16 protein-coding genes are annotated in these 12,687 nt (G+C 66.9%); 10 read left to right on the plus strand and 6 right to left on the minus strand.

What is annotated here, in order from left to right:
• Positions 1–52 precede the first annotated feature (52 nt).
• A complete protein-coding gene (gene cobF, locus ACQ4OD_RS03390; RefSeq protein WP_198754339.1) occupies positions 53–802 on the plus strand; it encodes a precorrin-6A synthase (deacetylating) in 750 nt (249 codons plus the stop codon).
• A 69-nt stretch (positions 803–871) separates the two neighbouring features.
• On the opposite strand, the gene ACQ4OD_RS03395 is transcribed toward cobF, so the two are convergent.
• Complete coding sequence (locus ACQ4OD_RS03395; RefSeq protein ID WP_139671325.1) at positions 872–1,177, minus strand: hypothetical protein; 306 nt, start codon at positions 1,175–1,177, stop codon at positions 872–874.
• A gap of 161 nt (positions 1,178–1,338) precedes the next feature.
• Between ACQ4OD_RS03395 and ACQ4OD_RS03400 the strand changes: the two genes are divergently transcribed.
• The 3 genes from ACQ4OD_RS03400 to ACQ4OD_RS03410 are packed head-to-tail and all read left to right on the plus strand — an operon-like array spanning position 1,339 to position 3,460.
• Complete coding sequence (locus ACQ4OD_RS03400) at positions 1,339–1,983, plus strand: secretin and TonB N-terminal domain-containing protein (protein WP_430943881.1); 645 nt, start codon at positions 1,339–1,341, stop codon at positions 1,981–1,983.
• Positions 1,980–2,522, plus strand: a complete 543-nt coding sequence (locus ACQ4OD_RS03405; protein WP_102683893.1) for an RNA polymerase sigma factor — start codon at positions 1,980–1,982, stop codon at positions 2,520–2,522. The genes ACQ4OD_RS03400 and ACQ4OD_RS03405 overlap by 4 nt, the downstream gene beginning before the upstream one ends.
• A gap of 29 nt (positions 2,523–2,551) precedes the next feature.
• A complete protein-coding gene (locus tag ACQ4OD_RS03410; RefSeq protein WP_430943882.1) occupies positions 2,552–3,460 on the plus strand; it encodes a FecR family protein in 909 nt (302 codons plus the stop codon).
• Here ACQ4OD_RS03410 and ACQ4OD_RS03415 read toward each other — a convergent pair.
• Positions 3,453–4,046, minus strand: a complete 594-nt coding sequence (locus ACQ4OD_RS03415; protein ID WP_198754336.1) for a type II secretion system protein GspJ — start codon at positions 4,044–4,046, stop codon at positions 3,453–3,455. The two genes, ACQ4OD_RS03410 and ACQ4OD_RS03415, sit on opposite strands and share 8 nt — an antisense overlap.
• Entirely contained in the window at positions 4,043–4,477 is a 435-nt protein-coding gene (locus tag ACQ4OD_RS03420) for a GspH/FimT family pseudopilin (protein WP_198754335.1), read from the minus strand. Before ACQ4OD_RS03420 ends, ACQ4OD_RS03415 begins: the two co-directional genes overlap by 4 nt.
• 116 nt (positions 4,478–4,593) lie before the next feature.
• Between ACQ4OD_RS03420 and ACQ4OD_RS03425 the strand changes: the two genes are divergently transcribed.
• Positions 4,594–5,034 carry a type II secretion system protein N gene (locus ACQ4OD_RS03425; protein ID WP_430943883.1) on the plus strand — a complete coding sequence of 147 codons (441 nt, stop codon included), beginning with the start codon at positions 4,594–4,596 and terminating at the stop codon, positions 5,032–5,034.
• Here the strand turns inward: ACQ4OD_RS03425 and ACQ4OD_RS03430 are convergent.
• Positions 5,016–5,495 carry a GNAT family N-acetyltransferase gene (locus ACQ4OD_RS03430; RefSeq protein ID WP_430943884.1) on the minus strand — a complete coding sequence of 160 codons (480 nt, stop codon included), beginning with the start codon at positions 5,493–5,495 and terminating at the stop codon, positions 5,016–5,018. The two genes, ACQ4OD_RS03425 and ACQ4OD_RS03430, sit on opposite strands and share 19 nt — an antisense overlap.
• A 244-nt stretch (positions 5,496–5,739) precedes the next feature.
• Here ACQ4OD_RS03430 and ACQ4OD_RS03435 point away from each other — a divergent pair, with 244 nt between their 5' ends.
• From ACQ4OD_RS03435 to ACQ4OD_RS03450, 4 genes are all read left to right on the plus strand, one after another.
• Positions 5,740–6,360, plus strand: coding sequence for a LysE family translocator (locus ACQ4OD_RS03435; RefSeq protein ID WP_111532768.1), 621 nt, complete (start codon positions 5,740–5,742; stop codon positions 6,358–6,360).
• 18 nt (positions 6,361–6,378) lie between these two features.
• Positions 6,379–7,251: an alpha/beta fold hydrolase gene (locus ACQ4OD_RS03440; protein ID WP_139671301.1), complete on the plus strand. Its 873-nt coding sequence runs from the start codon at positions 6,379–6,381 to the stop codon at positions 7,249–7,251.
• 121 nt (positions 7,252–7,372) lie between these two features.
• Positions 7,373–8,509, plus strand: a complete 1,137-nt coding sequence (locus ACQ4OD_RS03445; RefSeq protein ID WP_258600774.1) for an HlyD family secretion protein — start codon at positions 7,373–7,375, stop codon at positions 8,507–8,509.
• Positions 8,499–10,007: an MDR family MFS transporter gene (locus ACQ4OD_RS03450; protein ID WP_139671295.1), complete on the plus strand. Its 1,509-nt coding sequence runs from the start codon at positions 8,499–8,501 to the stop codon at positions 10,005–10,007. Before ACQ4OD_RS03445 ends, ACQ4OD_RS03450 begins: the two co-directional genes overlap by 11 nt.
• Before the next feature lie 3 nt (positions 10,008–10,010).
• On the opposite strand, the gene ACQ4OD_RS03455 is transcribed toward ACQ4OD_RS03450, so the two are convergent.
• Entirely contained in the window at positions 10,011–10,616 is a 606-nt protein-coding gene (locus tag ACQ4OD_RS03455; protein ID WP_102683900.1) for an START domain-containing protein, read from the minus strand.
• 80 nt (positions 10,617–10,696) lie between these two features.
• A complete protein-coding gene (locus tag ACQ4OD_RS03460; RefSeq protein WP_046855442.1) occupies positions 10,697–11,533 on the minus strand; it encodes a bifunctional allantoicase/(S)-ureidoglycine aminohydrolase in 837 nt (278 codons plus the stop codon).
• Positions 11,534–11,768: 235 nt separating this feature from the next.
• Between ACQ4OD_RS03460 and ACQ4OD_RS03465 the strand changes: the two genes are divergently transcribed.
• Positions 11,769–12,677 (plus strand): hypothetical protein, encoded by a 909-nt coding sequence (locus ACQ4OD_RS03465; RefSeq protein WP_139671289.1) that lies wholly within the window; start codon positions 11,769–11,771, stop codon positions 12,675–12,677.
• The last annotated feature ends 10 nt before the right edge of the window (positions 12,678–12,687 follow it).

Genomic DNA, 12,687 nt, shown 5'->3' on the forward strand with positions numbered 1-12,687 from the left:
AACGGTCGGTGGTCGGTCGACAATGACCACCGGCAACCAGGCAGGGCAGGCGATGAAACAGCTTCTACTGATCGGTATCGGACCGGGCGATCCTCGCCAGGTCACCTACGAGGCGGTGGAGGCGCTGCGGCGCGCCACGGTGTTCTTCGTGCTCGACAAGGGCAGCGACAAGGACGAACTGGTGCGCCTGCGCCGGGCCATCCTCGAGCGCTACCTGCCCGAGGGCGGTTACCGCCTGGTGCAGGTCGAGGACCCGCGCCGGGACGGCCAGGCGCCGGATTATGTCGGCGCCGTGCAGGACTGGCACGCCCAGCGCGCCGCATTGTACGCCCGGCTGATCGAGGATGAGCTGGGCAGCGATGATGTCGGCGCGTTCCTGCTTTGGGGCGAGCCGGCGTTGTACGACAGCACCCTGCGTATTCTCGACCTGGTCCGCGAACGCGGCCTGACGCTTGCCTTGCAGGTGATTCCCGGCATCAGCAGCATCCAGGCGCTGGCCGCCCGTCACCAGATCCCGCTCAACCGTATCGGCGAGCCGCTGACCGTGCTGCCGGGGCGACGCCTGGGCGAACAGACGCGGATCGACAATGTGCTGGTGATGCTCGATGGCCAGTGCGCGTTCGCCGCCCTGGATGATCCGCAACTGGTGATCTACTGGGGCGCCTACCTGGGCACGCCGGACGAGCTGCTGGTGAGCGGGCCGTTGCAGGCGGTGAAGGGGCGCATCCTTCAGTTGCGCGATGAGGCGCGACGGCGCAAGGGGTGGATCATGGATACCTATCTGTTGCGCAGGGAGGGGTAGTGGTTGGTGGCTGGCGGGAGAGTTGCAGCGCCTGTGAGATCAAGCGCTGTAGATCCATCGTCAGACCCATCAAGGCCGCTGTGGCAACACCGAACTGCCAAAGCTGTTGCCCATGCGCGTGGAGGTCGCTGCCGGTGTCGCCAAGCCCATCTGGTTTGGTGCCCTGCGCTGCATCTGCCTGACCGGGTCGAGCTGATCGCGCAGGCCCTTGGCGGCGCGCGGATCGGCCCCTTGCAGCTGTCGGGTCAGACAGTCGTAGGCCAGTGCCCGCGATTGCCCGACCTGCACGTCGATGCAGCCCTTGGACGGTTCGGCCAGCGCCGGCAGGGCGCAGGCCAGCAGCAGCGGCAAAGTGATCAGCGACAGTCGAATCATGGTGCTTCTCCGTGCAGTCATTCCTTGCGCCAGTCTATTCGCTGCCAGCATGGGACGGGGTGAAGCTTTGATTGCCGAGGCCTGTCACCACAGCGTCATACACAGGCCCCAGGATGACGTTTCCCCCGGCGACGGCGGCCAGCAAGGAGGCCAGATCTCCCGTGCGTGCATTGCTTGTGGCCGGCGCGCTGATACTGGCCTGGCTGGTGGCGGCGCCAGGGGCGCGTGGCCAGCCGATACTGACCTTCGACCTACCGGCGCAGGCGCTGGACCGGGCGCTGGACAGCTTCGGCCGGCAGAGTGGCCTGGCGGTGCTGGTCGACCAGGCGTTGCTCGCCGGCCAGCGCTCCAGCCCGCTGCGCGGCCGCTACACGCCGCGCGAGGGTTTGCATCGCTTGTTGCAAGGTACCGGTCTGCAGGCGCGCCACGGCAGCGGTGGATTCACCCTGCAACCGTTGCGCCTGCGAACAACGCCCGGGCGTGGCCGGAGTGAAGGCCCGGCGTCGGGCAGTTATGCGGTGGCATTGCAACACGCGGTCGAGCGCGCTCTGTGCGCTTGGCCGTCGACCCGCCCGGGCAGCTACCGGGCGGCCGTGCAGGTCTGGATCGATGCCAGCGGGCAACTGGTGCAGAGCCGGCTGCTGGCCTCCACGGGCGACTTTGCCCGCGATGCCGCGCTGGTCGAGCGGCTGCGGGCGGTGCGCCTGGAGCAGGCGCCGCCGACTTCACTGGCACAGCCGCTGACCCTGTTGCTGCGCCCGGAACCTATGGATTGCCCTCTTTCGCAAGGAGCTGCGGCGGCATGAACAAACCTCGGGACAGTGCGCTGGTCAAGCTGTTTCTGACCTCCTACGACACCTTCAGGGTCCGTCTGAGGCGGCGGCTCGGCTCGGACGACCTGGCCAACGACGTGCTGCAGGAAACCTACTTGCGCGTGGATCGCATGGACGCCGCGCACGACCTGCACAAGCCTGGTGCCTACCTGTACCGCATGGCCTTGAACGTTGCCGCCGACCGCCGCGAGGCCGATGCCCGGCTGCTCACCGGCGCGGAGATCGAAACGCTGCTGCAGGTGGCCGAGGACCAGGACCCGGCACGCATCGTCGGCGGTCAGCGCGAGATCCAGAGCCTGCTGGGCGCGCTCTACGAGCTGCCGGCCCGACGTCGGCGGATCTTCATCGCCGCGCGGCTGGAGGAGGCATCGCACCAGGAAATCTCCCAGCGCTTCGGCATTTCCACACGCACCGTGGAGAAGGAACTCAAGGCGGCACTGGGGCATTGCGCGATGCGTCTGGACAGAAAAGTGTTTCAACGCTTCGGTCCCGGCGCGGGAAAACCGTCTTGAACGATAGTCGACCTCTTCATGTGAGCACCATGCCCCAGATTCCGCCCGATCCCGACTTGCAGCGCCAGGCCCAGGGCTGGCTGTTGCGGCTGACCTCCGGCCAGGCTACCCAGGCCGATGCCCAGGCCCTGCGCCAGTGGTGTGCACGCAGCCCGGCGCACGCCGAGGCGTTCGCCCAGGCGCGTCAGCTCTGGTGTTTGCTCGGGCCAGCGGCGCAGCAAGCCAGCCAGGCGCCATCGGCGCCGCTGCTCGGGCGCCGGGCGTTGTTGGGCGGGGCGCTGGCCGCGTCACTGGCGGTGGTTGCCTGGCGTGGCGGCTGGCTGGACGAGGCCATGGCGCCGCCTGCGGCGTTCGTCACCCAGGTGGATGAGCAGCAGCGGGTCGAACTGGCGCCTGGCGTCGAACTGGAACTGAACGTGCGCACACGCGTCAGCCGCGAGGCACAGGGTATCGCCCTGCTGGCAGGCGAAATCGAAGTACAGGCCCGCCAGCCCATGCAGGTGCGGGCGCAGGAAGGGGTGATCAGTACCGAGCAGGCCCGATTCAATGTGCGGGAGGACGACGACGGCGTGTGCGTCACCTGCCTGAGTGGCGAACTGCGCATCTTTGCCCAGGGCCGGCTCGAGGCGCTGCCGGCCGGCCGCCAGTTGCGTTATGGCGCGCAAGGCGTCGGCGTGCCCGAGGCCTTCGACATTGGCCAGGTGACGGCATGGCGCGAGCGCATGCTGGTGTTCCGTGATGCACCATTGACCCAGGTAATCGACGAGATCAACCGCTACCGCCCCGGGCGCCTGGTACTGCTCAACCCGTCACTGGGGCGCCGCCGGGTGCAGGCGCGGTTCAGTTTCGATCAGTTGCGCCAGGCCGCTGAGCTGATCCGCGTCGCCTATGGCGCGCGCTGCCTGGAACTGCCCGGCGGGGTGGTGCTGGTCAGTTGAATGGCCCCAGCACCTGGCGGTAGTGTTCCTCGCCCTGGGGACCGCGCCGGTTCAGGCGCACCTCGAGCCCGATGGGATTGTCGTCGGCCTCGCTGGCCGGGGAGCGCCAGCCGCCCTTGGCCTGCCAGGTGCGCAGGCTGAATGCGCTGACGTTGTCCAGCACCGCCACCGCGGCTTTCGGCGCGGGCAATGGGAAGCCTTCGCGCAGTGGCGCGGCGGCGCGGTACAAGGTGCTCCCGCGTACATACCAGCGCACTCGCTGCAGGCCGCTGCCAGACACGGCACCGGCGCGCACCAGCTCCAGGCGCTCGGCGCGGACACGCATGGCGGGCAGCAAGGGCTTGCCCGGCGGCTCGTGGCCGGGCAACACCGGCTCGACCAGTTCCACCGTGGCACGCATGGCCAGGTCGCGCTCCAGCTGCTGCAGCACACGCATCACCGCCTGATGGTCATCGCTGGCCTGGCGCAGGTGCTGGTCGGTGCGGCTGACGCTGTCCAGGCCACGCCAGGCGATCAGGCTGACCACCGCCATCAGCAGGATGGCGATCATCACTTCGATCAGGGTAAAACCGCGTTGGCGGGTCATGGCTGGCTCACCCGCACCTGCCCGGCGGCGTTGCGCGCCAGTTCCAGCCGCAGCGTGCCGCTGTGCAGGCGCAGGGTCAGGGGGGCGCCGATCCACTCGCCATCGAGCCACACCGCGCCACGGGGCTCGGCCTGCACCTTCACTGTCTCGGCCTGCCAGCGGCGCGGCTTGAGTGGTCCCTCCGCCAGCACCTGGCCATCGGCGCGCACGAAGCGGTAGCCGTCGTGGTCGCTCTGCCAGCGCAGCGGCTGACCGTCGGCCTGGGCTTCGCTTTGCGCCAGCTCCAGCAAGCGCGCCAGGCGCTCGCCGTCTGCGCGCAACTGCTTGCCCGGATCGGGGCGGATGTTCAGGCTGATGGCGGCGCTGGCGATGCCGACAATCACCAACACCACCATCAGTTCTATCAGGGTGAAACCACGTTGTCCGTTCACGGGGCGCTCCTTGTCCTGGCAAGGCAGCTTGCCCGAGCAAGATGATCGGCGTGTGAAACAAAACCGTGAGAATCACCCGGTATGCTTGGGCGCAGGCACACAAGGAGCGCGTGACCATGCGTATCGTTCGTCCCAACTTGTCACTCGGGCTGTTGTTGCAGGCGCTGGGGCTGCTGGTCGCGATGGCCGGGCTGGCGACCTGGGGGCAGCTGTTGTGGCCGCCAGCGGCGGGGCAGGCCACGGCCCGGGCTGCCGACGCCCCGGTAGTAGCCGAAACAGCGGCCGGGCGATGGTTTGCCGATATTCCCCTGCAGGTGCAGATCCAGGTCAGCGGGGTGATGGCCGGCAGCCAAGGCGCCGTGGCCATCGTCAGCCTCGACGGCGGCCCGGCACGCGCCGTGCGCAGTGGCGAGGAGCTAGCTCGCGGGATGCGCCTGATGGCTATCGAGGGTCGCGGCCTGGTGATCGAGCGCGGCGGCCAGCGCAGCCGCGTCGAGGTGCCGGCATTGGCCCAGACGGCGTTTCCGGGCGAGGCGCCTCAGCCCTCGGCGAACTGACGCAGGCGCTCGCCGTCGAGACGATAGCGGATCCACTCGTCCTGTGGCTCGGCGCCCAGAGACTGGTAGAAACCGATGGCCGGCTCGTTCCAGTCCAGCACGCTCCACTCCAGGCGCCCACAGCCGTTTTCCACCGCCTCCCGGGCGATATGCCGCAGCAGCTTGCGCCCCGCGCCGTCACCGCGTTGCTGCGGGGTGACGTAGAGATCCTCGAGGTAGATACCGTTGCGCCCCAGCCAGGTGGAGTAGCTGTAGAAATACACGGCGAACCCGATGGCCTGGCCGTCGCGCTCGCAAATCAGGCTACGCACCGTGCTGCCTGCGTCGAACAGGCTGTGCTCGATGTCGGCGAGGGACGCCACCACTTCGTGGCGGGCGCGCTCGTAGTCGGCCAGCTCGGTGATGAAGGCCAGGATCTGGGCGGCGTCGGCCAGCACTGCGGGGCGGACGGTCACGGACATGATGGGGCTTCCTTGTACGGGATAGGGTGCGAAGGCTTCAGTAGTGTCAGGTAGGATGAGGGAAGACCGCCAGGTGTCTGGCGGAAGATTTGCCGCAGCTTTGCTGCGACGATGGCATGGAGGCACGCAATTGAGTGAAACAGAAATGTGTATTCATTCAATTTTGCGTAACTGTACCGGTCATTTCCTACAAGCCTCCGCTACCGTGGCATTTCGATAATCAGAAAAGCCGGAAACTGCCGCCATGCTTGCCTCGCTCGATCTGCTCAGCGCGTTCGTCCTGTTCGCCTTCGTCTCTTCCATTACCCCCGGTCCGAACAACACCATGCTGCTGGCCTCGGGGGTCAATTTTGGCGTGCGCCGCACGATTCCCCACGCGCTGGGCATCAGCGTCGGCTTCATGGTGATGGTGCTGGCGGTTGGTCTTGGGCTTGGCGAGGTGTTCAAGGCCTGGCCACCGTTGTACAGCATCCTGCGCTACGCGGGCGCGGCCTACCTGTTGTACCTGGCCTGGAAGATCGCCACCTCCGGGCCGATGTCCGGCGACACCAATGGCAGCCGCAAACCGCTCGGGTTCTGGGGGGCCGCGGCGTTCCAGTGGGTCAACCCGAAGGCCTGGGTGATGGCGATCGGGGCGATCACCACCTACACCCCGGCCCAGGGCTACGTGTTCAACGTGATCGTCATCGCCACGGTGTTCGCCCTGGTGAACCTGCCCAGCGTCGGCATCTGGGTGATGTTCGGCAGTGCCTTGCGCAACCTGCTGCGCAATCCGCGCGCGGTGGTGCTGTTCAATGTCCTGATGGCCGTGCTGCTGGTGATTTCACTGTATCCGTTGCTGTTTGTAGAATCGGCGTTTTCCTAGAGCCGATGAGTGCAGTCGATGGAGTTGATTCCCTGGTCCCATGAATGCGCCGAAGGTTTCACCCTGCGCGGATGGCGCACCCCCGCCAGTGGCAGGCCGCTGCTGCATTTCCTGCATGGCAATGGCTTCTGCAGCCTGGCCTACCAGCCCATGCTGATGCGTCTGGGCGAACATTTCGACCTGTGGCTGAGCGATGTCCAGGGCCATGGCGACAGCGACCATGGTGGCGTGTTCCTTGGCTGGAACCGCACCGCAGCGCTGGCGGTGGAGGCCTTCGAGGCCGGCCGCGGCGACTATGGCGACGTGCCGCGCTTTGCCTTGGGCCACAGTTTCGGTGGCGTGCTCACTGGCTTGATCCTGGCTGCCGAGCCGCAGTTGTTCCAGCGTGCGGTGCTGCTGGATCCCGTCCTGTTCAGCCGGCGCATGATCGGGGTGATGGGCGCCGCCGCCATGGTTGGCCTACATCGGCGTCATGCCCTGGCGCGCAAGGCGGCCACCCGCCGCAGCCATTGGCCCGACCGTGAGGCGGCCCAGGCCTCGCTGCAGGGGCGCGGTATCTTCAAGGGCTGGACCGATGCGGCCTTGCAGGCCTATGTGGAGCACGCCATAGGCGATTGCGGGGAGGGGGTGGTGCTCAAGTGCCGGCCCAGTCGCGAGGTGGAGATCTTCAGCTCGTTCCCCGAGCGCATGTGGCAGCATTTGGGCCGTATCCAGACGCCGACGCGGATCCTCTACGGCGAGCAGACCTATCCGTTCGTGCCGCACTCGGTGCAGCGCCTGGTGACGCTCAATGGCCAGGTGAGCGCGCAGCAGGTAGCGGGTGGGCACTGCTTCATGCAGGAAGATCCGATAACGGCCACAGAGCAGGTGGTGGCATTCTTGCAACATTGAAAGTGGTCCGCTCGGAGGGTTGATCTGCTGTCCATTTTGCGACGATCAAAAGCCTGTTCGCGAGCGAACGACAATCTCAGATTCCGTACTCTGGCGCTCCCCCCATCGGATGGAGCCCAGCATGAACCAGGCGGTCAGCCCAGATCCCCAGCACACCCTCGAGCAAATCCGCGCCAGGCGCCGCCAGCGCCTGCTGCGCTTCGGCCTGGCCGGGGGCCTGGGGTTGCTGGTGGCGGCTTATGGCGCCTACTGGTGGCTCGACGGGCGTTTCCTGGAACAGACCGACGACGCCTACGTGCGCGCCGACTGGGCGCCAATCAGTGCCCGGGTCAGTGGCTACGTGGCCGAGGTGGCGGTGGCGGACAACGCCACGGTCAAGGCCGGCGACCTGTTGGTACGCCTGGACGAGCGCGATTTTCGCGACCGCCTGCGCAAGGCTGAGGCGCATCTGGCGGTCAGCGAGGCTGCGTTGCAGGTGCAGCGCATGCGTCTGCGCGCATTTGCCGCCGAGCAGGATGAACAGGTCCACGCCATCGCCCGTGCCGACGCCGAACGCGGTGGTAGCCGTGGTGAGGCGCAGCGGGCCGAGGCCGACTGGCAGCGTTACCAGCACCTGGCCCAGTGGCAGGCGGCAAGCGTGCAACGCATGGAGCAGGCCCGCGCCACTCGTATCCAGGCCCAGGCCATGCAGCGCGCCGCCGATGCCGAGCTGGCGCGCCAGCACGCGCGCAAGGCCATGCTCGAGCAACAGGGCAGGCAACTGGAGGCGCAACTGCTGCAGCGTCAGGCCGACCTCGATCAGGCCCGTGCCGAGGCCGACCTGGCACGCAGCGCCTTGGCCGATACCGAGATCCGCGCGCCCTTCGATGGCGTGGTCGGCCAGCGCAAGGTGCGCCAGCAGCAATACGTTACCCCCGGCCTGCCGCTGCTGGCGGTGGTGCCGGTGGCGCAGGCGTACGTGGTGGCCAACTTCAAGGAAACCCAGCTGGCGCAGATGCGCCCCGGCCAGCCGGTGACGCTTGAGGTTGACACCTTCGGCCAGCACTGGCGCGGCACGGTGGACAGCGTATCTCCAGGCTCCGGCGCGGTGTTCGCGCTGCTGCCACCGGACAACGCCACCGGCAATTTCACCAAGATCGTCCAGCGCTTTCCGGTGCGCATCCACCTCGATCCGCAGGGCGAGGACAGCCCACGGCTGCTGCCCGGCATGTCGGTGATCGCCACCGTCGACACCCGGCAGGCCCGCCATGAGCGCTGAGGACAAGGTCTCCCTGCGCGCCTGGGTGGCGGTGATCGGCGGCCTGTTCGGCTGTTTCATGGCTGGCATGAACGTCCATGTCACCAGCGCCGCTCTGCCTGAGATCGAGGGGGCGCTGGGGGCGAGCTTCGAGGAAGGGTCGTGGATCTCGACCGCGTACCTGGTCGCCGAGATCAGCATGATTCCGCTGACTGCCTGGCTGGTGCAGGTGTTCTCCTTGCGCCGGGTAATGCTGGTGGGCTCAGCGGTGTTCCTGGTCAGCTCGGTGAGCTGCGCCCTGGCCGGCAGCCTGGAGGCGATGATCAGCCTGAGGGTGATCCAGGGCGCCTCGGGCGCGGTGCTGATCCCGCTGTCGATGCAACTGATCATCACCGAGCTGCCGGCCAGCCGCCTGGCGCTGGGCATGGCGCTGTTCAGCCTGTCCAACAGCGTGGCCCAGGCCGCCGGGCCGTCGATCGGCGGCTGGCTCACCGACATGTACTCCTGGCGCTGGATCTTCCTGCTGCAGTTGCCGCCGGGGGTGGCGCTGCTGGCGGCGGTGGCCTGGTCGATCAAGGGCCAGGCCGGAGACCGCGGCGCTTTGCGCCAGGCCGACTGGCTGGGCATCGTGGCCATGGCGCTGGGGTTGGGGGCATTGCAGGTGGTGCTGGAGGAGGGGGGGCGCAAGGACTGGTTCGAGTCCCGCTTCATCGTCGGCTTCAGCCTCGTCGCAGTGATCGCCCTGGCGCTGTTCATCCAGCGTCAGTTGTGGGGCGCGCGGCCGTTCATCAACCTGCGGCTGCTGGGCAGCTACAACTTCGGCGTGTCGAGCCTGGCCATGGCGGTGTTCGGCGCGGCCACCTTCGGCCTGGTGTTCCTGGTGCCCAACTACCTGTCGCTGGTACAGGGCTACAGTGCCAGCGAGATCGGCAAGAGCCTGATCGCCTACGGCATGGTCCAGCTACTGCTGGCGCCGCTGCTGCCCCGGCTGATGCGCTGGCTCAACGCCAAGCTGCTGGTGGCCAGCGGCTTCGCCATCATGGCCCTGGGCTGTTGGCTGGGGTCGACGCTGACAGTGGACTCGGGCAGTAATGTGATCATCCCATCGACCGTGGTGCGCGGCATCGGCCAGCCGCTGATCATGGTGGCGCTGTCGGTCCTGGCGGTGAAAGGCCTGGACAAGGCCCAGGCCGGCTCGGCCTCGGCGCTGATCTCGATGCTGCGCAACCTCGGCGGCGCGCTGGGCACGGCGTTGCTGACGCAACTGGTGTCGCAGCGCGAGCGCTTTCATTCGGTGCGGGTCGGCGAAGGGCTGACGCTGTTCGACGGTGCGCTGCAACAGCGCCTGCCGGGCGGAATGGTCGACCCGCAGTCGCCACAGGTCATGCAGACGCTGGCGTTGATCGACCAGAGCGTGCGCGAGCAGGCGTACCTGATGGCCTATTCGGATGCGTTCTACCTGTCGTGCGTGGCGCTGCTGGCCTGCGCCGCGGCGTCGCTGCTGCTGCGCAGCCGCTGAGCTTTACGGCTGGCGTTCGGCCACGGCGCGCAGGGTGCGCAGGGTGACCATCGGCGCATCCACCACGAAACGGTTGGCCAGCCAACCCGGCACATCACCGGCCGGGTCGGCACGCAGCTGGTAGGTGACTTCGGTCTCGCGCTCGCCCAAGGGACGCATGGTCCATTCGCCGCTGAGGCGGCGCACGCGGATCAGCCCGGGCTCGGTCGGTACCCGCCCAGGCTCGGCGCTCAGATGGCGGATCAAGGTGTCGTCGTCCAGGCGCTCGGTGCGCACCTTGAGCACCATGTCTCTGGGCTTGGCTGGCCAGGGCAGGGCGGTGGTCAGGTAGACCCAGGTGGTATCGCCGTCCACTTCCAGCAGGCGCATGTCGGCGCAGGCGTACAGCCATTTGCAGGCCACGCGCAGGTTTTCCTGCAGGTCGCTCAGGGTACGGACACTGGCCTTGATCCGGGTGACGCCGCGAAACTGCTGGTAGGCCGAACCGCTGACGCTGGCCAGGTAGACGTCGATGCCATCTTCCTGGTGCGCGAGTTGCCAATCGTCTGCCCACGGCAACGCGCCCGGCAGCAGGAGCAGCAGGACAAGAAGAAGGCGATGGAAGGTCATGGCGGGAAGCCGGGAGAGGATTGTCCGCTCAGTATGGCTCAAGACTGCAGGAGCGGCGGGCTGCCGCTCCTGCAAGGTCATCAACGCTGCGGGTTGAGCGTCAGGTGCACGTGACGGTTGACGTCCTTGTACAGCAGGTAGCTGAACGGGCCTGGGCCGCCGGAGTAGCAAGCTTGCGGGCAGAAGGCGCGCAGCCACATGAAGTCACCGGCCTCGACCTCGACCCAGTCCTGGTTCAGGCGGTACACCGCCTTGCCTTCCAGGACGTACAGGCCGTGTTCCATGACGTGGGTCTCGGCGAACGGGATCACGCCGCCGGGCTGGAAGGTCACGATGTTCACGTGCATGTCGTGGCGCATGTCGGCCATGTCGACGAAACGGGTGGTCTTCCAGGCGCCATCGGTGCCCGGCATCTCGATGACGGTGGCGTTGTCGCGGTGGGTGACGAACGACTCGGGAACCGGCAGACCCTCGACCTTCTGGTAGTGCTTGCGCAGCCAGTGGAAGGTGACGTTGGCCTTGCTGTTGTTGCGCAGGCTCCAGTCGGCGCCGGGGGCGAGGAAGGCATAGCCGCCCGGCACGAGGGTATGGTGCTTGCCTTCGACAGTGACGTCGATCTCGCCTTCGACCACGAACAGCACCGCTTCGGCGTTCGGGTCCAGTTCAGGGCGCTCGCTGCCGCCTTCGGGAGCGACTTCGACGATGTACTGCGAGAAGGTCTCGGCGAAACCGGTCAGCGGGCGGGCGATGACCCACATGCGCATCTTGTCCCAGAACGGCAGGTGGCTGGTGACGATGTCACGCATCACGCCCTTGGGGATTACGGCATAGGCTTCGGTGAACATGGCACGGTCAGTCAGCAGCTCGGTCTGAGCCGGGTGCCCACCGTGGGGGGCGAAGTAGGAGGATTTCGACATGAACGGTCTCGACTTTGTTGTTCTCTCCCCATGCCTTGGACCACACCGGCCGGTGCGTGCAGGGGATGCCGGGACAGCATAGGGGGCGGGCGCTATCATCCACAAATTAAATGTTGAAATACTCGGTATCCATTTGCTGAATGATGTGTGTAGGAAAATGCCTGGAAATCGTGGCATCGACATTTTTTTCACATCACCTTGCTAGCATCGCCCGCACTTTCCAGGAGCCGATTTGATGATGCATGTGCAACGCAAACGCGGTGTCCGCCTCGCCCTGGCGGTCACCACGGGCCTGGTGGCCTGTAGCGTGGGCTTTTTCGCCTGGCAGAGCTTCTACCCGGTGCAGGCCGCCGAGGGCTGGAACGTGCAGGTGCTGCACAACTCGGTGACCCGGGCCGCTTCGCTGCTGCCTCAGGACGACGGCAGCCTGCTGGTCAGTCGCGAGCTGAACGGCGGCAAGGGCAGCATCCTGCGCATTACTGCCGAGGGGGACCGGATGGTAGTGCTCGAAGGCCTGTCCAAGCCGGACGGCATGGTCGCTGTCGACGGTGGCTGGGCGTTCAGCCAGGAGATCGGCGGGGCACCGGTCAGCGTGTCGCGCGATGGCCAGGTCAGTCAGCTGTTTGACGGCAACAACGTGCAGGGGCTGTATAACGATGGCCTGCATCTTTACGCCATCGAGGACCGCAAGGGGGATGGGCGGTTGATGCGATATGACTGGCAGAGCGGCGAGCTCGACGTGTTGCGCTCGGGACTCACCGAAACCGAGGGCCTGACCCGTTGCGCCGACGGGCGTCTGCTGTATACCGAAAAGGCCACCGGCAAGATTCGTGCGTTGAGCGAAGGCGGGAATGACCCGGTGGTGATCGAAGGTCTGCGCAACCCGACCTTCCTGCTCTGCGACCAGCGCGGGCTGTGGATCAGCGAGGATTCGACCCATCGTGCGCGGCTGTTGCGTATCGATGGTGATGGTACGCGCCACACGGTTCTCAGCTACCTGAAGGCGCCGCAGGCCATCGTCCCGGATGGCAAGGGTGGATACCTGCTCGCCGAGGGCGGCCGCGACCGGGTGCTGCGCCTGACGCCACCGGCCAAGGCCAAGACTGCGCAGGCCGAAGCCTTGCCACGTGGGCCTGAAGCCTGAGTCATACCCT

The organism is Pseudomonas sp. WC1, assembly GCF_050586565.1.
In the GTDB taxonomy this organism is placed as follows: domain Bacteria; phylum Pseudomonadota; class Gammaproteobacteria; order Pseudomonadales; family Pseudomonadaceae; genus Aquipseudomonas.